The sequence below is a fragment of the Azospirillum formosense genome, from assembly GCF_040500525.1.
Taxonomy (GTDB): Bacteria; Pseudomonadota; Alphaproteobacteria; order Azospirillales; family Azospirillaceae; genus Azospirillum; species Azospirillum formosense_A.
Window position 1 is genome coordinate 422,086 of record NZ_CP159403.1, and the last position, 26,247, is coordinate 448,332.

Consider the following 26,247-nt stretch of genomic DNA (forward strand, 5'->3'; position numbering starts at 1 on the left):
CCTCCGCGGGGAAGAGGGGCTTCCGGCCGCTCAGAAGGCTTGGATCAAACGACCTTCACCTGATAGTGCGACTTCGTTTCCGTGTCGGTCAGGTGCACGGCGCAGGCCAGGCACGGGTCGAAGCTGTGCAGGGTGCGGATGATCTCCAGCGGCTGGTCGGCCACCGCCACCGGGTTGTCGATCAGGGCCGCCTCGTAGGCCGAGATGTTCCCGTCCTCGTCGCGCGGGCCGGCGTTCCAGGTGGTCGGCACGACCGCCTGGTAGTTCTTGATCTTGCCGTTCTCAATCACGACCCAGTGCGAGAGCATGCCGCGCGGCGCCTCGTGGAAGCCGAAGCCGCGGATCTCGCCCTTCGGGAACACCGGCTTGTTGAAGGTCTTGGTGTCGCCCTTCGCGATGTTCTCCATCAGCAGTTTCCACTGGTTCTGCAACTCCTCGTGCAGGACCACGCAGCGCACCGCGCGGGCGGCGTGGCGGCCGATGGTGGAGTGCAGCGCGTCGACGCCCACCTTGCTGCCGAGATGGCCCGACACCGCGTCGAGCACCGCGTTGACCCAGAACTGCGTGCGCTGGTGGCCCGAGGCGTACATGCCGAGCACGTTGGCCAGCGGGCCGACCTGGGCGCGCTTGTCGTAGAAGGTCGGCGACTTGATCCAGCTGTACTTGCCGTCGTCCTGCCAGTCGGTGAAGTTCGGGATCGTCTCGCCGTCGTAGGGGTGCAGGGGACCCTTGCCGCCCTGGTACCAGGAGTGCTTCACGCTCTCCTTCACGCCCTTCTCGAAGTACGGGTCGTGGAAGTCCTTGATCGGGGTGAACTTGGTGAGGTCGCCGCCGTCGATGTAGCCGGCGGGCAGGGCGAAGGTGGTGCCCTTGGTGTCCAGCGGCATGTCCGGGATGGACAGATAGTTCACCACGCCGCGGCCATACTGCGTCCAGTCGGCGTAGAAGGCGCCGATGGCCGCCACGTCGGGGATGTAGACCTGGGTGATGAAGTCGCCCACCTCGTCGATCAGCTGCTTGATGTACATCAGCTTTTCGAGGGTCAGGGTGGACTGGCTGTCCATGTTGATCGGGTTGGTGACGCCGCCGACCGCCATGTTCTGGATGTGCGGGGTCTTGGAGCCGAGGATCGCCACCACCTTGTTCATGCGCCGCTGGTAGTCGAGCGCCTGGAGGTAGTGGGAGGCGGCCATCAGGTTGGCTTCCGGCGTCAGCTTCATCGCCGGATGGCCCCAGTAGCCCGAGCCGAAGATGCCGAGCTGGCCGGAGTTGATGAAGGCCTGCAGCTTCTTCTGGGCGGTGGCGAACTCCTGCGTGCTGTTCCGCGGCCAGCCGGAGATCGACTGGGCCAGCTTCGCGGTCGCCGCCGGGTCGGCCTTCAGCGCCGACACGATGTCCACGAAGTCGAGCGCCGACAGGTGGTAGAAATGGACGATGTGATCGTGGACGTTGTGGGCGCCCTGGATCATGTTGCGGATGTACTGAGCGTTGAGCGGCACCTCCAGCTTCAGCGCGTTCTCCACCGCGCGGACGGAGGTGATGGCGTGCACGGTGGTGCAGACGCCGCAGATGCGCTGGGCGAAGACCCAGGCGTCGCGCGGGTCCTTGCCCTGAAGGATCAGTTCGATGCCGCGCCACATCTGGCCCGACGCCCAGGCCTTGGTGACCTTGCCGCCGTCCACTTCGCAATCGACCCGCAGGTGACCCTCGATGCGGGTGACCGGATCAACAACAACTCGCTGAGCCATAATGAAACTCTCCTAAACTCAGCCGTGCTCGGGATGGACGGCGTGCATGACGGGCAGCTTCTTCACGAAGAGGAGATACAGCGCGATCTCCAGCGCGAAGACGCCGACGGTGACCATGATTTCCTTGACCGAGGGGAAGTAGTGCCAAGGACCGACCGCCGGCGTGAAGCCGATGAGATAGACGTTCAGGCGGTAGAGGATGCCCGCCGCCAGCAGGAGCGAGGCCGACAGGAACAGCGCCCGCGACCGGTTGCGGTTGGCCTTGGGGATCAGCAGCGCGAGGCCGGAGATCATCAGGACCATCTCCGCGACGAACCAACCGGACTGCGGGCCGCCGAAGATCTGGCCGATCTGGCCGCGCACGATCAGGTCGACGAAGCGCAGCGCGACGAACAGCGAGGCGACGACCAGCATCAGCCCCGCCAGCTTCGACAGCACCGGCGTCTCCATCGGGCGGCGGAAGTTCAGCGAGGCCATCACCGATTCCCACACCACGATGGCGAAGCCCATCAGGATGGCGGTCAGCAGGAAGAAGACCGGGAGCATCTGCGACTGCCACAGCGGCGACAGCTTGTGCCCGACGATGACCATCATGGTGCCCAGCGACGACTGGTGCATCGTCGGCAGCAGGACGCCCAGCGCGATGAAGACCCACAGCACCTTGTTCAGCTTGGCGCGCAGCCCCTCGATGCCGAAGCGCTCCAGGAAGGCGGGGGCGAACTCCACCACCAGCACCAGCGTGTAGGTCGCCACGCACAGGCCGACCTCCAGCATCACGGAGTTGGGCTGCGCGTACCACGGCAGCATCATGTGGTAGAAGTTCCAGTAGCGGCCGAGGTCGACCAGCACCGCCAGACCGGCGAGTCCGTAGCCGAACAGGCTGGCCAGCACCGCCGGGCGGACCAGCGGGTGGTACTCGCCGCGGTTCAGGATGTAGCAGAGCAGCGCGATGATGTAGCCGGCGCAGCCGAAGGCCGAGCCGATCACCACGTCGATGGCCACCCAGATGCCCCAGGGATAGCCGTCGTTCAGGTTCGACGCGGCGGCCAGACCCTGGGTGTAGCGCTGGAACAGGATGACTCCGGCGACGGCGACCAGCGCGGCGCAGATCAGGAAGGGAAGGGTGAGGACCCGGCCGCCGAGCGGCTGATGCTCATGAGCTTGCGACGACATGGCGTGGCCCCCTCACTCGTCGGTGTGGTTCTTGGTGTTGCGGTGCGCCAGATAGGCGAGACCGGCGAACACCGTGGCGGGGGCGATCATGCCCGCGTAGAGCGTGTGCTGGATGCCTTCCGACAGGGTCGGATAGCCGTTCTCCGGCACGTTGGTGGGCAGGTTCAGCTTGTCGAACGGCACGGCGGACACCGCGAGGCACTGGGTGCCGCCCAGCTCCTTCTCGCCGTAGATGTGCGGCAGGTAGGCCGCCTCCACGAGCTTCTCATGGCCGTCGCGCGGCCCGCCGACCTTGCCGGCGATGTCGCCGCGCGGGAAGTGCGCGTATTCGCCCACCTTCAGCGCGGTGCGGCGTTTGGCCTCCGCCTTGAGGTCCTCCGTGCGGCCGAACAGGGTCGCCCCGGTGGGGCAGACGTCGGCGCAGCCCGGAAGCTCGTTCTTGGCGAGTTGCTGCTTGCACAGCTGGCACTTCTTGATCTCGCCGAAGGCGTCGTTGTAGTCGTACTTCGGCACGCCGAACGGGCAGGACAGCACGCAGTAGCGGCAGCCGATGCAGGCGCTCGGGTCGTGGTTGACGATGCCGGTCTTCGCGTCCTTGGTCATCGCCGACACCGGGCAGACCGACACGCAGGACGGATCGGCGCAGTGCAGGCACTGCCGCTTGATGAAGGCGAAGCCGTTCTCCGCCGCGTCCTTGGTGGCGCCGGTGCCGTGGCTGTAGGCCTTGATGACGTTCAGCGTCCTGGCCGACAGCTCCACCGGGCTGTCGTAGATCGGCTTGTCGCCGCCCCCGGCGTTCCAGCCCTGCTGGGCCGGGCCGACGTCGGGCGGCATGTGGTTGACCTCCTTGCAGGCGGTCACGCAGGCCTTGCAGCCGATGCACAGCGTGCTGTCGTAGAGCAGGCCGACCGCGTCGGGCGGCAGCGGCTTGGGCGGGCGGACCAGCGCGTTGGCCGCCGGCGGGGCGGCGACCACGGTGGTGCAGGCCGCTGCGGCGGCGGCCGCGCTGCCCTTGACCGCGTTCCGCAGGAAGCCGCGCCGCGAGACCGATGTCCTGTTTTTCGACATCATGTTTTTGGACATGGCGTCACCTCACTCGGCGGCGGTTGAGGAGGATTCGGTCTTCGCGTCCTGCTTGCCGAGCCGGCTGGAGATGACGGCACCGGCGCCGACCGCCGCGCCGGCGATGCCGGCGACCACCGCCGCGGCCCCGGCGGACATGCCCTCGCCCTTGTCCACGGCGACCGCCGGGTAGCTGTTGGGCGGCGCCACCGACTTCAGCGAGGCCAGCTCATGGATGCCCTTGGTGAAGCCGACGCCCTTCTCGGTGCAGCCGAAGCAGGGATGGCCGGTGCCGACCGGCCAGGTGCCCTGGCCGACGTCGTTGAAGCCGACGGACGGACAGTTCGCGTAGGTCTCCGGACCCTTGCAGCCGAGCTTGTAGAGACAGTAGCCCTGGCGGTGGCCGTAGTCGCCGAACTCCATGGCGAAGCGCCCGGCGTCGAAATGCGGGCGGCGCTCGCAGTTCTCGTGGATCAGGCGGCCGTAGGCGAACTTCGGGCGCATCTTGTCGTCCAGCTCCGGCAGCTTGCCGAAGGCGACGAAATGCAGGACCAGCGAGAGGAAGTTGTAGGGGTTCGGCGGGCAACCGGGGACGGAGACGACCGGCTTGTCCTTGATGATCTCGTTCAGGCCGACGGCGCCCGTCGGGTTGACGCCGGTCGACGGCCAGCCGCCCCAAGAGGAGCAGGAGCCCATGGAGATGACCGCGGCGGCACCCTTGGCGCACTCCAGCACGGCGTCCTTGTAGGTTTTGCCGGCGACCATGCAGTAGACGCCCCCGTCCTTCGTCGGGATGGAGCCGTCGGTGACCATCAGGTACTTGCCCCAATTGTCCTTCATCGCCTGCTGCTTCCAGTTCTCGGCCTGGTGGCCGGAGCCGGTCATCAGCGTCTCGTTGTAGTCGAGCGAGATGGTGTCGAGGATCAGCGTCTCGAGCGACGGGTGGTGGGTGCGCAGCAGCGATTCGGTGCAGCCGGTGCAGGCCTGGCCCGACAGCCAGATCACCGTCGGGCGCGGCGCCGCCACGGCGGCGTTCGCGATCTTGACGCCGAAGGCGGGGGAGAGGCCCAGCGTGGCGGCCACGCCCGTGCAGTAGGTCAGGAATTCCCGGCGGGACAGGCCGGCCAGCGCACCCTCATACTCGTCGAGATCGCCGATGTGCTCGGCGTCGAGATCCACATGTCCGTCGGGCATGATTTCCCCCAAAGACCCTTTTGCATTGATCCGCTGGCCGCCCGGTTGCCGGACGCCGGATGCGCAGCACGCCACGGCGCGTCCTGGGGAACCCGGAGCGGGAAACCCATGGCGCGGCGTATCCCTATCGATTGTAGGGGTATTTGGACGCGAAACGCTCGCCGGCATTGCACCAGTTTCGACGCCGCAGCGGCATTGATCTACATCAAACGGGGTATGTGGAGGGTAAGCTTCGAACGCCGTGAGCGCATCAGGGGAAAGGATGCGTCGGGAAAAGCCTCCTCCCCGGCATGAAGTCCGGGGAGGAGGGGGAGAGGATCAGACCGCCTTCATCTGGCGGGTGAAGTCGTCCACGTCGCTCTGCAGGGTGCGCGCGTGGACCGACAGGCCCTTGGCGGCGCTCAGCAGGCCGCCGGCGGCCTCGCCGGTGTGGTCGGCGGACTGCGACACGCCGGAGATGGTCGAGGAGACCTCCTGCGTGCCGATCGCGGCCTCCTGCACGTTGCGGGCGATCTCCTGGGTGGCGGAGCCCTGCTGCTCCACCGCGGCGGCGACGTTGGTGCTGATGTCGCTGATCCGCTCGATGGTGCCGACGATGCCGCTGATCGCGCCGACCGCCTGCTGGGTCTCGCTCTGGATGGCGACGATCTGGGCGGAAATCTCCTCGGTGGCGCGGGCGGTCTGGTTGGCGAGGCTCTTCACCTCCTGCGCCACCACGGCGAAGCCCTTGCCCGCTTCGCCGGCGCGGGCGGCCTCGATGGTCGCGTTCAGCGCCAGCAGGTTGGTCTGGCTGGCGATCTCGGTGATGAGGTTGACCACCGCGCCGATCTTCTCCGCCGCCTGGGCGAGGCCCTGGATGGTGCTGTTGGTGCGCTGGGCCTCCCGCTCCGCCTCGCTGGCGATGCGGGCGGCCTCGCCGATGCGCTGGCTGATCGAGCCGATGGAGGTGGACAGCTCCTCGGTCGCCGCCGCCACGGTCTGGACGTTGCCGGTGGCCTGCTCCGCCGCGGCGGCGACGGTCGAGCTGCGGCGCGAGGCGTCGGCGGCGGAATGGGTCAGCGATTCGGCGCTGCTGCGGATGCTGTCGGCCTCGCCGTTCAGGGTGCGGCACAGCCCCTCGATCTTCTGGGTGAAGCCGTGGGTCAGTGCCTCCAGCCGCTCCTGGCGCTGGCGGCGCACGTCGATCTCGCGGCGCTCCTGCTCGGCCAGATCGTTGGCGCGGCGCAGCCCGTCGCGGAAGACCAGCACGGCCTCCGCCATGTCGCCGACCTCGTCGCCCTGGCCGGTGCCGGGCACCTCGGCCGCGGTGTTGCCGGCGGCGATGGTCTTCATCGCGGCGGTCATGCGGGCGATGGGGCGCGCGATCATGTCGCGGGCGACCAGAACGGCCAGCAGGATGCCGAAGAGCACGCCGCCGATGCCGATGGCGAGCATCAGGGTGGTCCAGTGGCTCCGGGCCGACACCAGCTCGTCGTGCAGACGGTCGATCATGCCGTCCTGATCGGCGCTGAGCGCCTGGATCGCGGCGTTGAGCGCTTGGCGGTTGCTGCGGTTGGCGTCGTTGTCGCCGTAGGTCCGGGCTTCCGCCGGGCTCTTCTCGCGGGCGAGACGCACCAGCTCCGTGCGGAAGCGGATGAACTCCTCGGCCTTGGCCGCCACCGGGGCCAGCGTGGCCTGCCCCTCCGCCGGGGTGAGGCGCTTCAGGGTGCCGAGCCGGTCGCCGAGCGTGTTCAGGCTCTCCAGGAGGGGCTTGCCGAACTTGTCCACCTCGGCGCGGTCGCGGGCCATGTAGACGCCGCGCGAATCCATCACGACGGCCAGGACGAGTCCGTTGAGCTGCTCGCCCAGCACCTGCCGGTCCGACGCCCGCTCGATGGCCTCGGACTTGCCGGCCAGATCCTGCATGGCGGCAAGTCCCATCAGGCCGGTCACCGCGGCGACCGCCGCCTGCAAGCCCACGAGAAGATAGACCTTCGGTCCGATCTTTAGATTCCTAAGCGCTTTCAACATGCTGGACGTCCCCATTTCGGCGGTCTTGGGCCGCCTCTGTGCATGACGATATTGAGGTATCCATTGGTTTCCGAAGCGTTAAATCGTTCTATGACACGTTGCCGCGTCACCATTGGGCCGGTGCTAGACAAGGCGCCCATTGTTTTTCGAGCGAACCAATTCCCTCGGGAATACCGAGGGTCCCGGCGTGTTCGTCTTCATAAGGATGCATCGCCTCGGACCGGGCGGGTGGATCATGAAGCCCATCGCAGCCATCATCGGGAAAGCCGCTCAAGTCGTCCTTGCCGTTTTGCCGCTGGCGCTGGCGGCCTGCGGAGACGACGGCGGGTCCCGCTGGGTGGGTTACGGCGTGGGCTATGGGGGAGCCGGGCCGGTCTACACGCTGGGCGGCGGCGTTCCCGTTTATCGGCTGGAGCCCCGCACCTACTGGAACTACCCGGACTACCACGGCAGCGGACCGGTCATCGAACTGGCGGGTCGTCCGGGACCCTGACCGCGCAACGTGACGTTACGGAAAATCCAATTGAAGGGTCCCCCCCGGCCATTTACCTAAAGAAGAACTGGAACGGGCAGGGCGAGGCGGAGCGATGGCGGTCACCCGGGATGAACTGAAGACGCGCATCGGTCAGGCCCTGGGCGAGACGAAGGCCGATCTGGTCATCAAAAACACGCGTTTCCTCAACGTCGTCACCGGCGAGACCGCCGCGGGCGACATCGCCCTGTGCGGCGACCGGATCGTCGGCACCTACGAATCCTACGACGGGACGGAAGAAATCGACGGGTCCGGCCTGACCGTCGTGCCGGGCTTCATCGACACCCATGTCCATTGCGAATCCACCTGCGTCACGCCGATGGAGTTCGACCGCTGCGTCCTGCCGCGCGGCACCACCACGGCGATCTGCGACCCGCACGAGATCTGCAACGTGCTGGGCGAGAAGGGGCTTCGCTACTTCCTCGACTGCGCCGAGGGGACGGCGCTGGACCTGCGGGTGCAGCTCTCCTCCTGCGTGCCGGCGACGGAGCTGGAAACCTCCGGCGCGCGGCTGGAGGCGGCGGACCTGCTGCGCCACAAGGACCACCCGAAGGTGCTGGGGCTTGCCGAATTCATGAACTTCCCCGGCGTCTTCCACAAGGTGGACGGGGTGCTCGACAAGGTGGCCGCCTTCGACGGACGCCACATCGACGGCCACGCCCCGCTGCTCAGCGGGCGGGAGCTGAACGCCTACCTGTCCTGCGGCATCCGCAACTGCCACGAGACGACCAGCGCCCCGGAGGCGATGGAGAAGCTGCGCAAGGGCATGCAGGTGCTGATCCGCGACGGGTCGGTCTCGAAGGACGTGCATGCCCTGGCCCCGGTGATCCAGCCGGAGACGTCGCCCTTCCTCGGCTTCTGCACCGACGACCGAAACCCCCTCGACATCGCCGAGGAGGGGCACATGGACCACCTGATCCGCAGCGCGATCCGGCTCGGCGCGCCGCTGGCCCATGTCTACCGCGCGGCCACATGGTCGGCGGCGCGCGGCTTCGGTCTGTTCGACCGCGGGCTGATCGCGCCGGGGCAGCGCGCCGACCTCGTGCTGCTGGACGATCTGGAGGAGTGCGCGGTCAACCGGGTCATCCGCAACGGGCGGGTGGTGACCCCGGAGACCTTTGCCGGGCGTCCGGCGGTCAGCCCGGTGGGGCTGCGCTCCGTCAAGCTCCACCCGGTGACGGCGGAGGATTTCGCGGTGCCCGCCCGCGGCTCCGTCCAGTCGGTGATCGGGGTCCTGCCCGGAAAGATCATCACCGCCCATCTGCGTCTGGAGGTGCCGGCGAAGGATGGAAAGCTGGTGGCCGACCCCGACCGTGACATCCTGAAGATCTGCGTCTTCGCCCGCCACGGCACCAACCAGAATGTCGGACGCGGCTTCGCCAGCGGCTTCCAGTTCCGCGAGGGCGCGCTGGCCTCCTCGGTCGGGCATGACAGCCACAACATCTGCGTGGTCGGCGCGTCGGACGCGGACATGGCCATCGCCGTGAACCGCCTGATCGAGCTTCAAGGCGGCTTCGTCGCGGTGCGCAACGGCCAAGTGGTCGGCGAACTGGCCCTGCCGCTGGCCGGGCTGATGAGCCTGGAACCCTTCGAGACGGTGGAGCGCCACCTGCGCACTCTGCGCGCCTCGGTGCGGGAGATGGGCTGCCCGCTGGCCGAACCCTTCCTGCAGCTGGCCTTCCTGCCGCTGCCGGTGATCCCGCACCTGAAGATCACCGATCGCGGAATGGTGGACGTCGACAAATTCGCGCTGGTCGAAGCGTAGCCCCGGCAATTCCTGCCGGAGGAGTCGGCGGAACTTGCCGCCCCCTCCGCCAAGCCAACCGCTCAACCCATTGAAAAAACTGGAAAGCCATTTGGCCCGCCGCCTGCAACGGGCTGCCCGACAAACGCGAGAATGCCGGTCGGAGGGGCGTGCCATGGTTGGAATGAGCGACATCAGCGGTCTGGCGCAGAGCCTTCAGACGTCCATCGACGCGGCGATGAAGCGCGTCCAGGAGCAGGCCAAGCAGGCGACCGACGCCAAGCCCAGCGGCAACGTGCAGGAGTATGAGCAGACCGTCCGCAAGTCGGCCCTGAACGCCGCGCCCTTCGCCACCAACGTCGGCACGCTGGTGAAGGACACCAGCCGCCTCAACGTCCTCAGCACGCTGGCCGCCAACGATCCGGCGGACTTCTACAAATTCAATCTGGCGACGCCCGGCGAGGTCGCCCTCGGCCGCGTCGGCGACACCGGCGTGCGCGTCCAGCTGATGGACAAGCAGGGCAAGATCGTCGCCGACAGCAACAGCGAGGCCGGCACCACCTACGACGCCTACAAGAAGTTCGAGGCGGGCACGCTGTCGCTCGACCGCGGCGACTACACGCTGCGCGTCTCCCGCGACAAGGGCGTGGCGGCCAAGGAGGAAAAGAACTACGGCCTCCAGCTCCGCATGGGCGACTACAGCAAGGACTACGACACCATCGCCAAGCAGCCGGCCAAGGGCGACAACCCGCTCCAGCAGACGCCGCAGCTGCAGCGCCTGACCTCGCTGCTGACCGGGGGTACGACGACCAGCTCCGGCGCGCTGGGCATCCTCACCGGGGGAAGCGGCGGCTACAGCGGGCGCGGGTCTCTGCTCAACGGGCTTTTCTGAGGCGCCGCAGGCGGGCGGCGGCTACACTGCCGGTCCGCCGAAACCGGAGTCCACGCCGCCATGACCCCTGAAGAGCTGTTCCGCGCCGTCGCCGACCATGTCGCGGAGCATCAGGGAAAGGCCGGCCAGCAGGATTTCTTCCGAGCGATCCACCGGCAGGCCCTGAAGGGCATGGGGCTGGTCAACGATGCCGACATCCAGGCCACGGGCGAGGCCGGGGTTCTCCGCTACATCCAGGGCGAGCTGGCGCGGCGCGGTGTTGCGGACGCCGAAGCCGTGATTTTCGACGTCGGCGCCAACGTCGGTGTCTATACGGCGGCGGCGCTCGACCGCTTCCCGGCGGCCACAGTCTGGTCCTTCGAGCCGTCGCCGACGGCCTTCCGCGCGCTGTGCGAGACGGCGGCGCGCTACCCCGGCCGTTGCCGCCCCGTCAACCTCGGCCTGTCCGACCGGGCCGGCGCCGCCACCCTGCACGGCGACCGGCCCGGCTCGACCCTGGCGTCCCTCCACGACCGCGCGATCCGGGAGTTTCAGGAGGGCGGGGGCGGCGAGACCGTTCGTCTGGCGACGCTGGACGGATTCTGCGCGGACAACGCCGTCGACCGCGTCCATTTCCTCAAGGTCGACGTCGAAGGCCACGAGATCGCCGTGCTGGACGGTGCGCGCGGTCTGCTCGACCGCCGCGCCGTCGATTTCATCCAGTTCGAGTTCGGCGGCTGCAACCTCGACTCGCGAACCTTCCTGCGCGACTTCTGGAGCCGGCTGGACGGCTTCGCCATCTGCAAGATCGTCAAGGACGGGCTGTACCGGCTGTCCGCCTATTCCGAATTCGACGAGATCTTCGCGTACCAGAATTTCCTCGCCGTCCGCCAGTAGGGCATGGAGCCATCAGGCGAGGCGCAGCGACGCGGCGCCGAGCACGATGACGACGCCGGAGGCCAGGCGCACCGGGCCGACCCGTTCCTTGAGCACCAGCGCGGCCAGCGCCATGGCGAACAGGATCGAGGTCTCGCGCAGCGCCGCCACCACGGCGACCGGGGCCAGGGTCATCGCCCAGAGCGCGAGCCCGTAGGAGGCGATGCTGGCCGCCCCACCGGCCAGCGCGATCATCCAGCGCCGGCGGGCGTGGCTCAGGAACCCGCGGGCGTCGCGCAGCAGCGCCCCGCCCACCATGGGCACGCTCAACAGCAGGAAGCACCACAGCGTGTAGCCGGCCGGCGCGCCGGACAGCCGCACGCCGATGCCGTCCACCACCGTGTAGGCGGCGATCACCAGGGCGTTGGCGAGCGCGCAGGCGGTGCCCCGCCATGACCCCGACGGGGCCGAGCGCCGCCCGAGCAGGGTCAGCCCGAGGATTCCGCCGCAGACCAGCAGCGTTCCCATCCAGGCGCCGGCGGACAGGCCCTCGCCCAGCAGCACGCCGCTGCACAGCGCCACGAGCAGCGGCGGCGTGCCGCGCATCAGCGGATAGGCGTGGCTCATCGCGCCGTCGCGGTAGGCGGCGGCGAGCAGCCGGAAATAGGCGACGTGCAGCACCGCCGTCACGCACAGATAAGGTGCGCTGGCAAGCGACGGCGCCGGAACGACGGGAAGCATCGGAAGGGCGATGAAGGCGGACCCGGCGACCACCAGGACGGCGTCGGACGCGCTGCCGCCGCCGGCCTTCAGCGCGGTGTTCCAGCCGGCATGGAGGAGGGCGCCGGCCAGGACGGCGAGAAGGGCTTCGGTGGGCAAGGGGGGAGCCGTGGTCGGGAGAGTGGACGATGCGGACGGAGAGACGGCCTGCGGCCCGCCGGACGGCAGGATACACGCACAGGTCCGCTGCCGGACAGTCCAATTGCCCAGCGTCCTTCTTTGCGCTAAGCGTTCGCGATGTCGACCGATAGCCTCCCGACCCAGAGTCTTCCGACCGCCGCGGTCTCCACCCCGGCCGCCGTCCGCCGCGCCACCGCCATCGGCGGTCTGGCCATCGTGATGTGGTCCACGCTGGCGCTGCTGACGGCGCTGTCGGGGACCATTCCGCCGTTTCAGCTCGTGGCGATGTCCTTCGGGGTCGCCTTCCTCGTCGGGACGGCGGCGGGGGCGGCGCGGGGCAAGGACGTGATCGGCGTGCTGCGCCAGCCCTGGCGGGTCTGGCTGCTCGGCGTCGCCGGGCTGTTCGGCTATCACTTCTTCTATTTCCTGGCTTTCCGCCTCGCCCCCGGCGCTGCGGTCGAGGTCAATCTGCTGAACTATCTCTGGCCGCTGCTGATCGTCCTGTTCTCCGCCCTGCTGCCGGGGGAGCGGCTGAAGCGCGGCCATGTGCTGGGCGCGCTGTGCGGGCTGGCCGGCACGGTGCTGATCGTGACCGGCGGCGCGCGCGGCCTGTCGCTCGACGCCGGGGACACGCCGGGCTACCTGTCGGCGATGGCCGCGGCGGTGCTCTGGGCGTCCTATTCGGTGCTGTCGCGCCGCTTCGGCGACGTCCCGACCGAGGCGGTCGGCGGCTTCTGCCTCGCCACGGCGGTGCTGGCCGGGCTGTCGCACCTGCTGTTCGAAACCACCGTGGCGCCGTCGGGCGGCGAATGGCTGGCGGTGCTCGCCATGGGGATCGGCCCGGTCGGCGCGGCCTTCTTCGTATGGGATCACGGGGTGAAGCGCGGCGACATCCGGGCGCTGGGGGTGCTGTCCTACGCCACGCCGCTGACCTCCACGCTGCTGCTGATCCTGTTCGGGCAGGCGGCGGGGGGCTGGACCGTCTGGGCCGCCTGCGCCCTGATCATGGGCGGCGCCGTGCTGGCCAGCCGCGACGTCCTGCGCGGCGACCGCTAGGACGACCGCCGGCCGGACGGTGACAGCGAATTCATAGGCTTTTCATGCGGCGCGGTGCTATTCGGCAAGGGCGGTTCCCTTCTTGCCGGACCATCCCGCCATGCCGATCCAGGCCAACTCCGAACGCGCCGCCGGCCCGGATGGCTGTTCCTGGACGAGGCGACGTCCGCCTGCGATCCGGCGACGGAGGCGCGGCTCTACGGCCTGCTGGCCGAGCGCCTGCCCGGCACGATGGTGGTCAGCGTCGGCCACCGCGCCAGCCTGTCGGCGCATCACGGCCGGACCGTCACGGTGGGAACGGACGGCGATGGGGTGGCGCAACTGGCCGGCTGTTGAGCGCCGCGCCCGGCCGTGGGGCGGGCTTGGCCTTCGGCCCGCGCGATCAATATCGCTGTCGGTCCGTCACCAACCGCCGTGGTTCCGATGCCGAGAGCCGTCCGCCGCAGGTCGCTGGTCGCCATGTTGGCGGCCGGCGTGATCGCCAGCTCCGCTTCGCCGGGTTGGGCCGCGACTCCGGAGACGGTCGATCCCAAGGGGCTGATCCTCCTCATGAGGCATGCGGAGGCGCCCGGAGTCGGCGATCCGCCGAACTTCCAGCTCCGCGATTGCGCGACGCAGCGCAACCTGGACGCGGACGGCCGCGAGCAGGCCCGCCGCGCCGGCGACCTGCTGCGCAAGATCGCCGGCCGTCCGGCCGCCGTCCATTCGAGCCAGTGGTGCCGCTGCCTGGAAACCGCCCGGCTTCTCGACGCCGGGCCCGTGCGGGAGCTTCCGGCGCTCAACTCCTTCTTCGAGCGGCGGGAGGAGCAGGAGGCGCAGATGGCGACGCTGCGCCGGTTCCTGGCCGGGCTGCCGGCCGACGGCGCACCGGTCGTTCTGGTCACCCATCAGGTGGTCGTCACGGCCTTGACCGGCGTCTTTCCGGCCTCGGCCGAGGCGGTGCTGCTGCGGGCCAACGGAACGGGCGCGCCGGCCGTCGAGGGGCGGATCAAGCTGGAAGGCTCCCGGTAGGGCCTGCCGCCGTCCCGGCGGGGGAGCCCCGCGGAGCCATCCTCTGCGCTTTGCGGGTGCCGGCCGGACCGCCGCCTCCGTCCTTCCCATCGTCGCGGGAGCGCTGGAGGCAATCGGTGCCGGCCGGATACCGTCACTGGGAACCTACTTCTGGACGTTGGCGGCGGTCTGGCCGAACAGGATCTTCTTCCCCTCATCGGTAACCGACGGGCGCTTGGCCAGCTCCGCACCCTTCTCATAGGCGCGGACGGTCGCCGGGCGGGCCTGGATCGCCTCGAACCAGCGCTTCAGCTCGGGGAAGTCGGCGAGGTTCTGGCGCTGCCGCTCGTGCGGGACGATCCACGGGTAGCAGGCCATGTCGGCGATGGTCAGCTCGTCCCCCGCGATGAAGGCGCGGCCCGCCAGACGCTTGTTCAGGACGCCGTAGAGCCGGTTGGTCTCCTTCACGTAGCGGTCGATGGCGTAGGGGATGTGCTCCGGCGCGTACTGCACGAAATGATGGTTCTGCCCGGCCATCGGGCCGAGGCCCCCCACCTGCCAGAACAGCCACTCCAGGACCGTCTTGCGGCCGCGCGTGTCGGCGGGCAGGAACTTCCCGGTCTTCTCCGCCAGATAGGTCAGGATCGCGCCGGATTCGAAGACCGACACCGGCTCCCCGCCGTCGGCCGGCGCGCGGTCGACGATCGCCGGCATGCGGTTGTTCGGGGACATCGCCAGGAACTCCGGCTTGAACTGGTCCCCGGCCGAGATGTCCACGGGATGGATGGTGTAGTCCAGCCCGGCTTCCTCAAGGAACAGGGTGATCTTGTGCCCGTTGGGGGTCGGCCAATAGTGAAGGTCGATCATGGCGGTCCTTCCGGTTTGTCTGCGCCCCGAAAAGTGATGGAGCGCGCGGCTCCAGGCAACCCGCGCCGCGTGCGCATCAGCCCTCCGGAAGGGGCAGGCGCGGGGTGCAACGTCGCGGCCCGCGGAATGTTGAGAACGGTGAACCAACAACCAGGACGAGGACCGTCATGAACGACGACCGGACTCCCGCCACCCAGCCGACTCCCCAGCCCGCTGCCCAGCACAAGGACGACCGCATCGACGAGGCCCGCGGGGGCACCGTCAAGCCCGACCAGGGCGGCGAGGCCGAACTGACCGAGAAGGAGGAGGACAAGCGCGGCGGCGCCAACAAATCCACCCCGGGCCCGATCTACGACGTCTGAGATTGGTCCCTCACGACCGGCCTCTACGAAACGAGCGCCAGGGTGGGATCGGGCGGTTCCGGCGTGGCGTCTTCCAGCGTTTGGGCCACCTCGTCCAGCGGGGCGGCGACCACGAGCGGTTCGGAGCGGCCGGCGAAGGTGATCTCGGTGCGCTCCCCCTCGGTGCCGCGCAGGTACAGAACGCCCGCGGCGTTGATCAGGACCGGCGCTCCGGCGCGGTCGGTGAATTCGATGAACTTCATGCAGGACTCCCACGGAGGTTGCATCACGCTTGGACTGCTTCAAACACGCAAAGTGGGCGGCGGGTTCGCTTCTCCCTATGGCACTGCCCGTTCGGTTCCGCGCCGGCTCGCTCATTGCGCGCAATCAGCCCCTTGATTGATGCACCGCATCGACAAACATGGGCGCTGCGGGCCACGTCGGTCCGCGCCGTCCGCCAACAAGGAACAGATGCCGTGAAGTTGCTCGTCGTCGAAGACGACCCGTTGATCGGGCCCGCCATCAAGGCCGTGATGGAGAATGCCGGATACACGGTCGTCGGCCCCCTGCGCGACGCCGCCAAGGCGACGCGGCTGGGGGTCCGGGAACAGCCGGATCTTGCGCTGGTGGACGTTTATCTGGCTGGCGGTGAGAATGGGCTGACTCTGGCCCGCAAGCTGTGGGAGGAGCACAACATCCCCTCCCTGCTGATCACCGGCTTCGACCACCGCGGCGAGGAGGCGCGCGATTTCGCGGTCGGCCTTCTGCGCAAGCCGGTGATGCCCGACGCGCTGGTCGACGCGGTCGGGGCCGTCGGGGAAATCCTGGCGGGCCTGCGCCCGTCCTCCATCCCGCCGGCACTGGAACTGTTCGGGCGGCCCGACCGCGCGTCCGCCGCCGCGCCGGGATCGGCGCCTCAAACAGCACCCCAGGCGACGCCCCAACCGGTGCAACAGCCCATGCGGCGGCAGGGCTGAGACCCTGAGGCCCCGCCCTGCCGTTTTTCCGATGCTTCGAACAGTGACCGGGCGCTTTTGAGCAGCGACCCGGCGTCGCGACCGTCAGCGGTCCGGAGAGCCTTCCGGACCGCCCGGCGCGGGGGCTTCCGCCGGTTGGGCGGAATTCTGCGCGGGGGCCGCGACGGATTGGCCGTCCTGCGGCTTGGTGGTTTCAGAGCCGTTGCTGGGGTCCAGTTCCACCCACTGGCGATGATCGCTCATGACTTGTCTCCCGTCCGTCTGTGGTCGCGTCCCGTGGTGCAGGCCGTCGTGCAGGAATGGTCCGATGAGGCGCCTCTCGTTTCTCGGTTCGGGCGCCTGTCCATCGGAATAACGCGCGGCGGAGGGAATCGATCAATCCCGACCGAAGAAATCGGGTATTTTGTGAGGCAACTCCGGCGGGGACGCTCTTTCAGAAGCCGCCGCGCGCCAGCGCCGGCCCGCCACGCCCCAACAGCCGGCGAGCCAGCGCCAGCGGGGCGCGCAGCAGGTGGCGGGCGGCGGCGCGGGGACCGAGCGGCTTCTCGATCGCGTAGTATTTGCGGATCGTCTCGCGCACCTCCCAGACGCCGGTGAAGCCCTTGGGAATGACGAAGGCGTCGCCCTCGCCATGCTCCTGCGGCGCGCCGTCGCGGGGGGTGATGACCACCCGCCCGGCCAGCAGGACGCAGAACTCCTCATAGGGCCAGTCGGCCATGGCGATGGTGCCCGGCGTGCACTGCCAGACCCCGCAGGCGAACCGCCCCCCGCCGCCGTCATAGAGGTTCAGGAAGCTCTCCCGAGGGTCGCCGGACAGCACGGTTCCGAAGACGGCGGGCTTGCCGGGGTCGTTCCCGATCAGCCGCTGGTCGATGGGAACGAGCGTCCGGCGCGGCGGCGGGTTGCGGTCCATGGGACTCACCCCTCCCGCACCAGCAGGGCGACGGGGAAGTCGCGGAAGAGGTCGGCGGCGGTCACAGCGTCGGCGGCCTCCAGCGTCCCGTCGGTCAGCGCGTTGCGCCAGCGCTGACCGCGCGGCAGCGGGACGGAGGTGCCGCCCCAGTCCGGGGTCTCGCCCAGCGCGCCGACCAGACGCGGGGCGGCGACCACCACGGTGTCGTCGCCCAGCCGGCGGGCGAAGGCCACCACATGCTCCGCCCGCTCGCCCGTCGCCTCCAGCGGCAGATACTCGCCCTTGGCGAAGAGGTCGGGCATGGCCGCCCGCAGGGCCAAGGCGCGCCGGGTCAGGGAGAGCTTCACCGCGCCGTCCTGCCAGCGGTCCAGCAGGCTGCCGATCTCAGCCCCTTCGACCTCGTCGAGCAGGCGGCGGCGGGCGTCGTAGTCCACCGGGCGCCGGTTGTCGGGATCGACGAGGCTGAAATTCCACAGCTCGCAGCCCTGGTAGATGTCCGGCACGCCGGGGCTGGTCAGCTTCAGCAGGGTCTGGGTCAGCCCGTTGACCATGCCGATGCGGGCGAGGCGCTCCTGGAAGGGCAGGAAGGCGTCGAAGAAGGCGGTGCTGCGCGTCACGTCCAGCGCGTCGTGGACGAAGCTGGTCATGGCGCTCTCATAGGCCTCGTCGGGGGCCGCCCAGGTGCTGTGCACCTTGGCCTCGCGCATCGACTTGGTCATGGCGCCGGCGAGGCGTTCCGCGAACTCCGTCATCGCCTGCGGGTCGAGGCTGGCGGACTCCGCTCCGGTCAGCTCCGCCGGCCAGGCCCCGACGAGGAGCTGGTAGAAGAGATACTCGTCGTTGCGGTCGGGCGGCGCGGTGCCCTCCACGTCGCCGCGGCGGGCGCGCAGCAGGCGGCTCCAGGTCTGGATCTGCCGCTCCCACTCCTCCGGCATTTCCGACAGGGCGTAGAGGCGGGCGCGGGTGTCCTCGCCGCGCTTGGTGTCGTGGGTGGTGCTGCCCAGCATGGCGTGGGGCCAGCGCTCCGCCCGCTCGGCGTTGGCGTGGTGGAAGCTGGCGGTGCTGACCCCGAAATGCTCGGGATGCCCGCCGACCTCGTTCAGCGCGGCCAGCCGGTTGTAGCGGTAGAAGGCGGTGTCCTCCAGCCCCTTGGCCATCACCGGGCCGCTGTACTGCTGGAAGCGCATGGCGAAGCGCAGCACCTGCTGGCGGCTGTAGCCGCTGCGCGGCTGGGCCACCAGATCGGTGGTCAGCAGCCGTTGCAGGAAGTCGTAGGCGGAGCCGTCGGTGTTCGGGTCGGCCTTGCGCGCCTGGGTGATCGCCCAGTCGATGCTTCGCCGGTCCAGATCGCTGACGCCGCGCCAGTCCACATAGGTGCGGTAGACGGGGAAGCGGGCGATGGTCTCCTTCAGCGCCTGATGCAGGATGTTGGCGGTGAAGTCGGCGGTGCGCGGGTTGGCGCGGGCGATGCGCGAGGCCTGCCGGGCCAGAACGTGCAGCTCGCTGGCCATCTCGCTTTCCATGATGCGGATCTTGGCAACCCGCACCACCTCGTCGAAGCTCTCGCGCCGCCCGGTGAAGTCGGCGTAGAGGCGGGTAAAGGCCTCCTCCCCCCGCGGGTCGACGAACAGACCGCCCATCAGGTTGGCGAATTCGTAGCCGGTGGTGCCGTCGATCGGCCAATCCTCGCGCAGCCGCTCGTGGCGGGCGAGGATCTTCTCGACCACCAGATAGAAGGGCCGCTCGGTCGCCTGGGCCAGCCGCTCGCAATAGCCCTTGGGGTCGTAGAGGCCGTCGATGTGGTCGATGCGCAGCCCGTCCAGCGTGCCGTCGTCGACCAGCTTGAAGGCCAGCCGGTGGGCGACGTCGAACAGCTCCCGCTCCTCCATGCGCAGGCCGGCGAGTTCGTTGATGTTGAAGAAGCGGCGGTAATTGATGTCGTCAGCCGCCACCTTGAAGTAGGCGGCGCGCCAGTTCTGGGCGGCGATCAGGTCGGTCAGGCGGCGCCAGCTCTCCGGCTCGCCCTCCTCGCCGCGGAAGCGCTTCAGCCGGCGCTCGACGGCCTCGGCCACGTCCGCCTTCTCGGAGACCAGCGCGGCCAGCTCGGCCTTGAGGGCGTTGGCGCGGCGGATCTGATGCGGGCGCACCTGATCGAGATGGCGGAAGGCGTCGCCGATGCGCTCCAGATCGGGATGGTCGTCGCCCAGGATCGTGCCGTAGTCGGCGGGCCGGATGGGCAGCTTGTGGGTGTCGTAGGCCCAGACGGCGAAGCCGCCCGCCTCCTGGTCGAAGCGCAGCTCCAGCCCGCCGGACTCCAGCACCGCGCCGAACTGGTCGCCGAGCAGCGGCACCAGCACCTTGCCGTGCAGGTAGCGGCGGTCGGGCTCCCATTCGATGTCGAAATAGCCGGCGTAGGGGCTGTCCGGCCCCCATTCCAGCACGTCGAGCCACCAGCCGTTGTCGGCCCCGCCGACGCCCATGTGGTTGGGCACGAAGTCGAGGATCTGGCCCAGCCCGTTGCGCTTCAGCGCCTCCACCATGCCGTGGAAGGACTCCTCGCTGCCCAGCTCCGGGTTCAGGGCGTTGTGGTCGACGATGTCGTAGCCGTGGGTGCTGCCCGGCCGCGCCTTCATGTAGGGCGAGGCATAGAGGTGGCTGACGCCCAGCCGCGCCATGTAGTCGGCGATTCCGGCGGTGCGGTCGAAGCCGAACTCGGCGCGCAGCTGCACGCGGTAGGTGGCCAGGGGGATCGGCTTTTCGGCGTCCGCCGCCATGGGTTGGTCTCCTGAATCAGGAACGGTGAAAGCCCCTCTCCCGCCCCGGGAGAGGGAGGGGCCCGCCGCAAAGCGGCGGGAGGGTGAGGGTACCGGCAACGGGCAAGGGGCTGAGTCTCGGCTGTACCCTCACCCGGCGCCTCCGGCGCCACCCTCTCCCGGGGCGGGAGAGGGGCGAGCGGCCGCCACCGCGGCCGGCCGGGCGGCGGCCATGATGGCGGCGATGGCGCCGGCCTGCGGGCAGTCGGCCATGTCCTCCAGCGCGAGGCGCAGCTTGCGGCGCCAGTTGGGGTATTGGTCGACCGTGCCGGGCAGGTTGACCTGCTCCAGCTCGGCGGTCAGGTCGTCCATCTGGACCATGGCGATGGCCGAGCCGGTGCGGGCGAGGAAGGCGTGCACCGCGTGGCCGAGCGCTTCGCTGTAAGGGCTGTCGGGGCCGAAGCTGGCGGGCAGCGGCAGGAAGGCGTCGGCGAGCGCCTCCAGCAGGCGGGCGCGCTCGGCCATGCGGCGGTCGCGCTGGCGCTCCGCCTCGCCCTCCGCAGGATACAGGCCGCGTTCCTCCTTCAGCGTGATGTCGTGCCCCTCCCACCAGCCGCGCAGCGTGGCGAGGTCGTGGCTGCCCACCGTGGCGAGCGCCGCGTAGGGGTAGTCGTCGGGGCCGCGGAACCCGCCGTCCTCGGTCCATTCGAAGAACATCACCCGGTAGCTCAGGACACCCGCCTCCGCCATGCGCTCGCGGAATCCCTCGGGCACGGTGCCCAGATCCTCGCCGACGACGAGGCAACGGTTGCGCTGGCTCTCCAGGGCCAGGATTCCGAGGAGGTCGTCCATCGGGTAGGCGACGTAGGCCCCTTCGGAGGGCGGGTGCCCCTCCGGTATCCAGTAGACGTGCTGGAGCGCCATGGCGTGGTCGATGCGCAGCGCCCCGGCGTGGCGCATGTTGGCGCGCAGCAGCTCGATGAAGCGGGCGTAGCCGCCCTCGCGCAGGGCGTGGGGGTGGAAGGGCGGCAAGCCCCAGTCCTGCCCGGCCGGGTTGAACAGGTCGGGCGGGGCGCCGACATGGGCCGGCGCCACCACCACATGCGGGTCGGCCCAGGTCTCCGCCCCGCCGCTGTCCGCCCCGACGGCGAGGTCGCGGAAGAAGCCGACGGCCATCCCGCGCTCCCGCGCCCGCTCCGCCGCCGCCTGCAACTGGCTGTCGGCCAGCCATTGCAGCCAAACGAAGAAGTCGATGCGCTCCCGCCGCTCCTCGGCGAAGCGCCGGACGGCGGGGGAGGCGGCGTCCCGATACTTCTCCGGCCAGCGGCGCCAGTCGGGCGCGCCGTCCTTGGCGAAGCGCTCGCGCAGGGCCTGGAAGGTGCAGAAGCGTTCCAGCCCCTCGCCCAGCTCGGCCCGGAAGGCGGCGAGCGCCCGCCGCCGCTCCTCGCTGCCCTCCGCCTGGAAATGGGCGAACAGCCGTTCCAGGACCGGCAGCTTCAGCGCCGCCACGGCGGCGTAATCGACCAGCGGGGCGGCCTCCGCCGCCTTGACGTCCCGCAGGAAATCCTCCGTTGCGATCCGGTCGCGGGCCTCGGCGCAGCCCATCAGCTCCGGCACCGCCAGCACGTCGATGTAGAGCGGGTTGAGGAACAGGCGGCTGGCCGGCGAATAGGGGCTGGCCTGGTCGGGCTGGTCGAGGAACAGGGCGTGCAGCGGGTTCAGCCCGACGATGCCCGCCCCGCGCGCCGCCGCCATTTCCGCGACGTTGACGAGGTCGCCGAAGTCGCCGATTCCCCAATCCCCGGCGCAGCGCAGGGCGTAGAGCTGGACCGACAGGCCCCAGATCCGCTCGCCCATCTGGAGCGGGGCGGGGAGATGGCAGGTCGCGGGGGCGGCGATCACCGTCATCTCCAGGCCGGGATGCTCCGCCCGCAGTCCCTCGACCTCCAGCCGCAGCCGGTGGTAGCCGGGCGCCACCGGTCCGCCGAGGTCGAGACGCCGCACCTCGAAGCGCTGCCCGTCGGCGCCGGCCTTGCGGACCAGCGGCAGGTCGGCGAAATCGGCCTCGCCGGTTCGGTCGCCGCCCTCCTCCAGGGCCAGGGTCCAGCGCAGCGTCCCGCTGCCTTCCGGCAGGGTGACGGTGACCGAGAAGGGCGGACGGTCGATGCGCAGCACCGCCACCGGCGGCAGGGGGCGGGTCAGCTCGCGCCGCTCCAGCGCCGCCAGCGCCTCCTCCGGGTCGTCGGCGTTGACCTCCATGGCGGCGAGCAGGGCGCGGATGGTGCCCTCCGACGCCTGGATGGTCTCGCCCGAGGCGCCGGTGTAGTGGGTCTCGATCCCCATCCGCTCGCCGAGCCGGTCGAGCGCCGTCGTCTCCTCGATGGTCCACAGGACGGACAGCGGCGCCATGGTGCCGGCGTCGAGCCCGTCACCCTCGCTCCACAGGACGCGGCCCACGGCCTCGCCCATGCCCTGCACCGGCGCGTCGGACAGGTTGGCGAGCAGATGCAGGCGGCTGCCGTCGCCCATCCGCCAGGAAACGCGGATCCCCCGCCCGTCGATCACCTCGTGGGCGGCGGCACCGCCGGGCGCGTTCTCCAGCCGCGGCGCGATCTCCTTGTGGCGCACCGCCAGGATGCGGCGGTACCAGTCCAGCCACTCCCCGTGCGCGCCCGTCTTGCGGTCGTCCCAGTCGAGCTTGGCCGACCGGAAGGTCTCCGGCGCGGTCGGGTCGGGGATGCGGTCGCGCACCTTCGGGTCCTGGAATTCGGGGAACTTGGCGAACTCCTCCCGACGGCCGTTGCGCACCGCCTCGGCCAGCTCGTCGGCGAAGTCGCAGAAGAAGGGGAAGGGACGGTCGGACGCCCACTCCTCGCCCATGAACAGCATCGGGATGCCCGGCCCGAGCAGATAGAGCGAACTCGCCGCCCGCACCGCCTCGGGCCGCGAGAAGCGGGTGATGCGGTCCCCGAAGGCGCGGTTGCCGACTTGGTCGTGGTTCTGGATGAAGGTGACGAAGGCGGTCGGCGGCAGATGCGCCGACGGCTCGCCGCGGGCCTCGCCGCCGCGGTAGGAGGAGGCGTGCCCCTGGAAGGCGAAGCCCTCGGCCATGGCGCGGGCCAGCTTCATCGCGTCGCCGGCGTAGTCGGCGTAATAGCCGGCGTCTTCGCCGGAGGCCCAGACATGCAGGCAATGGTGCAGGTCGTCGTTCCACTGCGCGGTGTGCCAGCGCGGGTCGCCCTCCGGGTGGCGCTCCAGCAGGTGGGCTTCGTTCTCGTCGTTCTCCAGAACGAGATGGACGTGGCGGCGGCAGCGCACGGCGTCCTGCACGCGCTCCGCCAGTTCCTGGAGGAACAGCTTGTCGCTGTCGTCGAGGATGGCGTGGACCGCGTCGAAGCGCAGCCCGTCCATGTGGAACTCCTCGATCCAATAGAGCGCGTTGTGGATGAAGTAGTCGCGCACCGTGGCGTTGCGCGGCCCGTCCACGTTGATGGCGTCGCCCCAGGGCGTCTTGTGCCGGTCGGTGAAGAAGGCCTTGGCGTAGGCGTGGAGGTAGTTCCCGTCCGGCCCGAAATGGTTGTAGACGACGTCGAGGAAGACCATCAGCCCCTTGGCATGGGCGGCGTCCACCAGCGCCTTCAGGTCCTCCGGGCGGCCGTAGGCGGCGTCCGGGGCGTAGGGCAGCACCCCGTCGTAGCCCCAGTTGCGGGCGCCGGGGAAATCGGCCACCGGAAGCAGCTCGATGGCGGTGACGCCCAGCTCCACGAGATGGTCGAGCTTGTCGATGGCGGCGCGGAAGGTGCCTTCCTCGGTGAAGGTGCCGACGTGAAGCTCGTACAGCACCGTCTCGTGCCAGGGGCGTCCGGTCCAGGCGGCGTCGGTCCAGCGGTAGACGGTGGGGTCGATCACCTCGCTCGGCCCGTGCACGTCCTCCGGCTGGTGGCGGGAGGCCGGGTCGGGCACGCGCAGCCCGTCGGGAAGCTCGAACTGGTAGCGGGTGCCCGCCTGGGCCTGGGCGGTGGTCCATTCGAACCAGCCGTCGGCCCGCCGCACCATGGGCAGCAGGGCCTGAGTGTCCTCCAGCCACAGCGAGACCTGCTCGGTCCCCGGCGCCCACAGGGTGAAGCGGACGGAGCCGTCGGGCTGAACCTGCGCGCCGAAGGGCATGGCGTGGGCCCGCGCCTCGCCGAGGCGGGTGGCGCCGGGGGCGGCCAGCCCGACCGGGCCGGACGCGCGGTCGGCCACCTCCGGCCCGGCGTCGGCGCCCAGGATGCCGATGGCGCCGGCCAGCGGGATGGCCAGCCAGTCGGGCCGGTTCGCCAGCTCGTAGCCGATCTCGTAGAGCGCCTTCTCCAGCAGGAAGAGTTTCAAAAGCTGCGTGGCGGTGGCCGCGTCGGCGGGCCAGCCCGGGCAATCGCCGATGGCTTCGCGGTAGCCGGCGACGAAGGCGGATGCCGCTTCCCCCTCCCACCAGTTCAGCCAGGCGGTGCGCGCGCCGCGCGCCGCCTCGTCCAGGTCGTCGGGCAGGGCGGCCCGCGCTCCGGCGGCGGCGTAGGTGATGGAGCGGAGCATCCCCGCCACGTCGCGCAGGATGCAGTGCTTGGCCCGCCGCTCGGCCAGCGGGCGCATCGGCTCGCCCTCGAAATCGACGATGAACAGGTCGTCCCTGCCGGCCAGCACCTGCCCCAGGTGATAGTCGCCGTGCAGGCGCATGGCGTGGAAGTCGCCGCGCGGCGGCGTCAGCGTCTCGATCTGGCGCATCACCGTCGCCTCGCTGTCGGCCAGCGAGGCGGCGTAGGGGGCGAGGTCGGCGTCCAGCCGCGGGGCGGCCTCGCGCAGCTGGCCCAGCACGCGGCGGGCGAGGCTGCGCACCCCGTCCGCCCAGCCCGTCAGCATGGCGGGGGTGACGGGTTCCGGCGTGAAGGCGTCGCCGCCGCCGGGGGTGGCGAGCGCCCGGTGCATCTCCGCCGTGCGGCGGCCCAGCCGGCGCATGAAGGTCATCAGGGCGACGTCGTCCGCCGTGTCGTCGTCGAAGCGCTCGACGCGCTTCGACAACTCCGCGGTGACGTGGCTCCAGGCGTCGCGGGCGTCGGGAACCAGCTCCTGCAGGATGCACAGGGTGGCGGCCTCGCCGTCGCCGGTGCGCTCCACCCAGCCCAGCAGGGCGGGCGTGTTGCGGAAGTTGGCGACCTCGGTCAGGAAGCGCCCGACCTCCAGCTCCGGATGGGTGCCGGATTCCAGCTTGCGCAGCCCCTTCAGGATCGCCGCGTCGCCGACGCGGACGGAGGTGTTGGACTGCTCGGCTCCCGTCCAGCGCAGCGGCGCGCCGCCGTCCAGCGCGCCCTTCACGGCGTCGAAGGCGCGGCTGCGGCCATAGCGCAGGCCGCCGTTCTCGCCGCCCTTGCGGATGCCGTCGAGCAGGGCGCGAACCACCTCCTCGTCGCCGTAGCCGTCGCGCAGGCTGCCCGGCCAGGGGAGCGCATCGGGGCCGGCGATGGAGAAGGGATCGGCGGTGTCGGTCTCGCCGCCGTCGCCTTGGCCCTCGCGGTTGAGCACCAGGGGAAGCTGGTAGAGCTGAGGCTCGCGCCCCGGGGCCTCCACCCGCAGCAGGCAGAGCTGGGCGGAGCCGGAGGCCAGCGGAAGCGGCAGCGCATCGACGATGCGCACGGTGGGCGTGCCGGCGTCCTTGGCGGCGTACCAGCGCCGTCCGGTCAGGAAGCCGGGAAGCAGTTTGTCCTGAAGCAGGGACAGGGCCTCGCCCTCGATGGGGCCGGAAAATGCATTCGATTTGGGCGCTGTCGACAAGACACGTCTCCCCTGTTGGGCGGCACGGCTCGCACAACAACCGGGGCGGTGCGGTGTTCCTCCCGCCTAACCGTAGGTGGCTAGCCGTCGGACATGCGCGGATGGTGGGGCAGGCGGCCCAGCCGGCCGATCCGTTCGGCCAGTTGCAGCGCCTCGACCACGTCGTCGAGCCGCCCGCACTGCATCAGCGTGTGGGCGTGGGTGTTGAGCGCGGCGACCACCGCGCGTTCGTCGGACACGCCGTCGGCCGGGCGCCCGTCGCGGTCGAGGATGACCGCGCCGAGCGCGGCCAGCGCCTCCGCCGACAGATTGACGGCGTCGAGCATCGCCGCGTCGTCCTTCTCCGCGGCGTTCAGCACGGGTTCCAGCACCTCGGCCAGCAACCGGGGATTCATGAAGGCACGCTCCTGACGGCATCTGTGCTTTAAAACACTG

22 protein-coding genes are annotated in these 26,247 nt (G+C 70.0%); 9 read left to right on the forward strand and 13 right to left on the reverse strand.

The annotated features are described in order from the left end of the window. Nucleotides 1-44: 44 nt before the first annotated feature. The 5 genes from ABVN73_RS15030 to ABVN73_RS15050 form a co-directional block, all read right to left on the reverse strand. Entirely contained in the window at nucleotides 45-1,748 is a 1,704-nt protein-coding gene (locus ABVN73_RS15030) for a nickel-dependent hydrogenase large subunit (RefSeq protein WP_353860455.1), read from the reverse strand. An 18-nt stretch (nucleotides 1,749-1,766) separates the two neighbouring features. Beyond that, nucleotides 1,767-2,921 carry a Ni/Fe-hydrogenase cytochrome b subunit gene (gene hybB / locus ABVN73_RS15035; RefSeq protein ID WP_353860456.1) on the reverse strand — a complete coding sequence of 385 codons (1,155 nt, stop codon included), beginning with the start codon at nucleotides 2,919-2,921 and terminating at the stop codon, nucleotides 1,767-1,769. A gap of 12 nt (nucleotides 2,922-2,933) precedes the next feature. Continuing rightward, nucleotides 2,934-4,004, reverse strand: a complete 1,071-nt coding sequence (hybA, locus tag ABVN73_RS15040; protein WP_353860457.1) for a hydrogenase 2 operon protein HybA — start codon at nucleotides 4,002-4,004, stop codon at nucleotides 2,934-2,936. 9 nt (nucleotides 4,005-4,013) lie between these two features. After that, a complete protein-coding gene (locus tag ABVN73_RS15045) occupies nucleotides 4,014-5,177 on the reverse strand; it encodes a hydrogenase small subunit (protein ID WP_353860458.1) in 1,164 nt (387 codons plus the stop codon). A gap of 318 nt (nucleotides 5,178-5,495) precedes the next feature. Then, nucleotides 5,496-7,187 (reverse strand): methyl-accepting chemotaxis protein, encoded by a 1,692-nt coding sequence (locus tag ABVN73_RS15050; RefSeq protein ID WP_353860459.1) that lies wholly within the window; start codon nucleotides 7,185-7,187, stop codon nucleotides 5,496-5,498. 235 nt (nucleotides 7,188-7,422) lie between these two features. Here ABVN73_RS15050 and ABVN73_RS15055 point away from each other — a divergent pair, with 235 nt between their 5' ends. From ABVN73_RS15055 to ABVN73_RS15070, 4 genes are all read left to right on the forward strand, one after another. Next, on the forward strand, nucleotides 7,423-7,680 hold the full coding sequence (locus ABVN73_RS15055; protein ID WP_353860460.1) for a hypothetical protein: 258 nt from the start codon (nucleotides 7,423-7,425) through the stop codon (nucleotides 7,678-7,680). A gap of 94 nt (nucleotides 7,681-7,774) precedes the next feature. After that, nucleotides 7,775-9,484 (forward strand): adenine deaminase, encoded by a 1,710-nt coding sequence (gene ade, locus ABVN73_RS15060; RefSeq protein WP_353860461.1) that lies wholly within the window; start codon nucleotides 7,775-7,777, stop codon nucleotides 9,482-9,484. A 163-nt stretch (nucleotides 9,485-9,647) separates the two neighbouring features. Further along, nucleotides 9,648-10,355, forward strand: a complete 708-nt coding sequence (locus tag ABVN73_RS15065; RefSeq protein ID WP_353860462.1) for a hypothetical protein — start codon at nucleotides 9,648-9,650, stop codon at nucleotides 10,353-10,355. Between the two features lie 60 nt (nucleotides 10,356-10,415). Continuing rightward, complete coding sequence (locus tag ABVN73_RS15070) at nucleotides 10,416-11,231, forward strand: FkbM family methyltransferase (RefSeq protein ID WP_353860463.1); 816 nt, start codon at nucleotides 10,416-10,418, stop codon at nucleotides 11,229-11,231. 12 nt (nucleotides 11,232-11,243) lie between these two features. Here the strand turns inward: ABVN73_RS15070 and ABVN73_RS15075 are convergent, their stop codons facing one another. Next, on the reverse strand, nucleotides 11,244-12,089 hold the full coding sequence (locus ABVN73_RS15075) for a DMT family transporter (RefSeq protein WP_353860464.1): 846 nt from the start codon (nucleotides 12,087-12,089) through the stop codon (nucleotides 11,244-11,246). Nucleotides 12,090-12,227: 138 nt separating this feature from the next. Here ABVN73_RS15075 and ABVN73_RS15080 point away from each other — a divergent pair, with 138 nt between their 5' ends. The 3 genes from ABVN73_RS15080 (at nucleotide 12,228) to ABVN73_RS15090 (ending at nucleotide 14,177) form a co-directional block, all read left to right on the forward strand. Continuing rightward, the gene (locus ABVN73_RS15080; RefSeq protein ID WP_353860465.1) at nucleotides 12,228-13,166 is read left to right on the forward strand and encodes an EamA family transporter; all 939 of its coding nucleotides are present in this window, start codon (nucleotides 12,228-12,230) and stop codon (nucleotides 13,164-13,166) included. Between the two features lie 54 nt (nucleotides 13,167-13,220). Then, entirely contained in the window at nucleotides 13,221-13,502 is a 282-nt protein-coding gene (locus ABVN73_RS15085) for a hypothetical protein (RefSeq protein WP_353860466.1), read from the forward strand. A gap of 87 nt (nucleotides 13,503-13,589) precedes the next feature. After that, entirely contained in the window at nucleotides 13,590-14,177 is a 588-nt protein-coding gene (locus ABVN73_RS15090) for a histidine phosphatase family protein (protein WP_353860467.1), read from the forward strand. 144 nt (nucleotides 14,178-14,321) lie between these two features. Here ABVN73_RS15090 and ABVN73_RS15095 read toward each other — a convergent pair whose 3' ends face one another. After that, the gene (locus tag ABVN73_RS15095; protein WP_353860468.1) at nucleotides 14,322-15,023 is read right to left on the reverse strand and encodes a glutathione binding-like protein; all 702 of its coding nucleotides are present in this window, start codon (nucleotides 15,021-15,023) and stop codon (nucleotides 14,322-14,324) included. Nucleotides 15,024-15,190: 167 nt separating this feature from the next. Between ABVN73_RS15095 and ABVN73_RS15100 the strand changes: the two genes are divergently transcribed. Next, nucleotides 15,191-15,385 carry a hypothetical protein gene (locus ABVN73_RS15100; protein ID WP_353860469.1) on the forward strand — a complete coding sequence of 65 codons (195 nt, stop codon included), beginning with the start codon at nucleotides 15,191-15,193 and terminating at the stop codon, nucleotides 15,383-15,385. A 23-nt stretch (nucleotides 15,386-15,408) separates the two neighbouring features. On the opposite strand, the gene ABVN73_RS15105 is transcribed toward ABVN73_RS15100, so the two are convergent. Continuing rightward, entirely contained in the window at nucleotides 15,409-15,627 is a 219-nt protein-coding gene (locus ABVN73_RS15105) for a hypothetical protein (RefSeq protein WP_353860470.1), read from the reverse strand. Between the two features lie 213 nt (nucleotides 15,628-15,840). Between ABVN73_RS15105 and ABVN73_RS15110 the strand changes: the two genes are divergently transcribed. Next, entirely contained in the window at nucleotides 15,841-16,341 is a 501-nt protein-coding gene (locus tag ABVN73_RS15110; protein ID WP_353860471.1) for a response regulator, read from the forward strand. Nucleotides 16,342-16,425: 84 nt separating this feature from the next. Here ABVN73_RS15110 and ABVN73_RS15115 read toward each other — a convergent pair whose 3' ends face one another. From ABVN73_RS15115 to ABVN73_RS15135, 5 genes are all read right to left on the reverse strand, one after another. Next, nucleotides 16,426-16,584, reverse strand: coding sequence for a hypothetical protein (locus ABVN73_RS15115; protein WP_175426548.1), 159 nt, complete (start codon nucleotides 16,582-16,584; stop codon nucleotides 16,426-16,428). Nucleotides 16,585-16,774: 190 nt separating this feature from the next. Beyond that, nucleotides 16,775-17,254, reverse strand: a complete 480-nt coding sequence (locus tag ABVN73_RS15120) for a cupin domain-containing protein (RefSeq protein WP_353860472.1) — start codon at nucleotides 17,252-17,254, stop codon at nucleotides 16,775-16,777. A 5-nt stretch (nucleotides 17,255-17,259) separates the two neighbouring features. Continuing rightward, nucleotides 17,260-20,028, reverse strand: a complete 2,769-nt coding sequence (treY, locus tag ABVN73_RS15125) for a malto-oligosyltrehalose synthase (RefSeq protein ID WP_353860473.1) — start codon at nucleotides 20,026-20,028, stop codon at nucleotides 17,260-17,262. Between the two features lie 129 nt (nucleotides 20,029-20,157). Then, nucleotides 20,158-25,812, reverse strand: a complete 5,655-nt coding sequence (treZ, locus tag ABVN73_RS15130; RefSeq protein ID WP_353860474.1) for a malto-oligosyltrehalose trehalohydrolase — start codon at nucleotides 25,810-25,812, stop codon at nucleotides 20,158-20,160. A gap of 80 nt (nucleotides 25,813-25,892) precedes the next feature. After that, on the reverse strand, nucleotides 25,893-26,207 hold the full coding sequence (locus tag ABVN73_RS15135; RefSeq protein WP_035677092.1) for a hypothetical protein: 315 nt from the start codon (nucleotides 26,205-26,207) through the stop codon (nucleotides 25,893-25,895). Between the last annotated feature and the right edge of the window lie 40 nt (nucleotides 26,208-26,247).

What these genes read in the sequence shown, in the direction of transcription:
- ABVN73_RS15030 (WP_353860455.1), bottom strand. Translation starts at nt 1,748, where the DNA reads ATGGCTCAGCGAGTTGTTGTTGATCCGGTCACCCGCATCGAGGGTCAC.
- hybB (WP_353860456.1), bottom strand. Translation starts at nt 2,921, where the DNA reads ATGTCGTCGCAAGCTCATGAGCATCAGCCGCTCGGCGGCCGGGTCCTC.
- hybA (WP_353860457.1), bottom strand. Translation starts at nt 4,004, where the DNA reads ATGTCCAAAAACATGATGTCGAAAAACAGGACATCGGTCTCGCGGCGC.
- ABVN73_RS15045 (WP_353860458.1), bottom strand. Translation starts at nt 5,177, where the DNA reads ATGCCCGACGGACATGTGGATCTCGACGCCGAGCACATCGGCGATCTC.
- ABVN73_RS15050 (WP_353860459.1), bottom strand. Translation starts at nt 7,187, where the DNA reads ATGTTGAAAGCGCTTAGGAATCTAAAGATCGGACCGAAGGTCTATCTT.
- ABVN73_RS15055 (WP_353860460.1), top strand. Translation starts at nt 7,423, where the DNA reads ATGAAGCCCATCGCAGCCATCATCGGGAAAGCCGCTCAAGTCGTCCTT.
- ade (WP_353860461.1), top strand. Translation starts at nt 7,775, where the DNA reads ATGGCGGTCACCCGGGATGAACTGAAGACGCGCATCGGTCAGGCCCTG.
- ABVN73_RS15065 (WP_353860462.1), top strand. Translation starts at nt 9,648, where the DNA reads ATGAGCGACATCAGCGGTCTGGCGCAGAGCCTTCAGACGTCCATCGAC.
- ABVN73_RS15070 (WP_353860463.1), top strand. Translation starts at nt 10,416, where the DNA reads ATGACCCCTGAAGAGCTGTTCCGCGCCGTCGCCGACCATGTCGCGGAG.
- ABVN73_RS15080 (WP_353860465.1), top strand. Translation starts at nt 12,228, where the DNA reads ATGTCGACCGATAGCCTCCCGACCCAGAGTCTTCCGACCGCCGCGGTC.
- ABVN73_RS15090 (WP_353860467.1), top strand. Translation starts at nt 13,590, where the DNA reads ATGCCGAGAGCCGTCCGCCGCAGGTCGCTGGTCGCCATGTTGGCGGCC.
- ABVN73_RS15095 (WP_353860468.1), bottom strand. Translation starts at nt 15,023, where the DNA reads ATGATCGACCTTCACTATTGGCCGACCCCCAACGGGCACAAGATCACC.
- ABVN73_RS15100 (WP_353860469.1), top strand. Translation starts at nt 15,191, where the DNA reads ATGAACGACGACCGGACTCCCGCCACCCAGCCGACTCCCCAGCCCGCT.
- ABVN73_RS15105 (WP_353860470.1), bottom strand. Translation starts at nt 15,627, where the DNA reads ATGAAGTTCATCGAATTCACCGACCGCGCCGGAGCGCCGGTCCTGATC.
- ABVN73_RS15115 (WP_175426548.1), bottom strand. Translation starts at nt 16,584, where the DNA reads ATGAGCGATCATCGCCAGTGGGTGGAACTGGACCCCAGCAACGGCTCT.
- ABVN73_RS15120 (WP_353860472.1), bottom strand. Translation starts at nt 17,254, where the DNA reads ATGGACCGCAACCCGCCGCCGCGCCGGACGCTCGTTCCCATCGACCAG.
- treY (WP_353860473.1), bottom strand. Translation starts at nt 20,028, where the DNA reads ATGGCGGCGGACGCCGAAAAGCCGATCCCCCTGGCCACCTACCGCGTG.
- ABVN73_RS15135 (WP_035677092.1), bottom strand. Translation starts at nt 26,207, where the DNA reads ATGAATCCCCGGTTGCTGGCCGAGGTGCTGGAACCCGTGCTGAACGCC.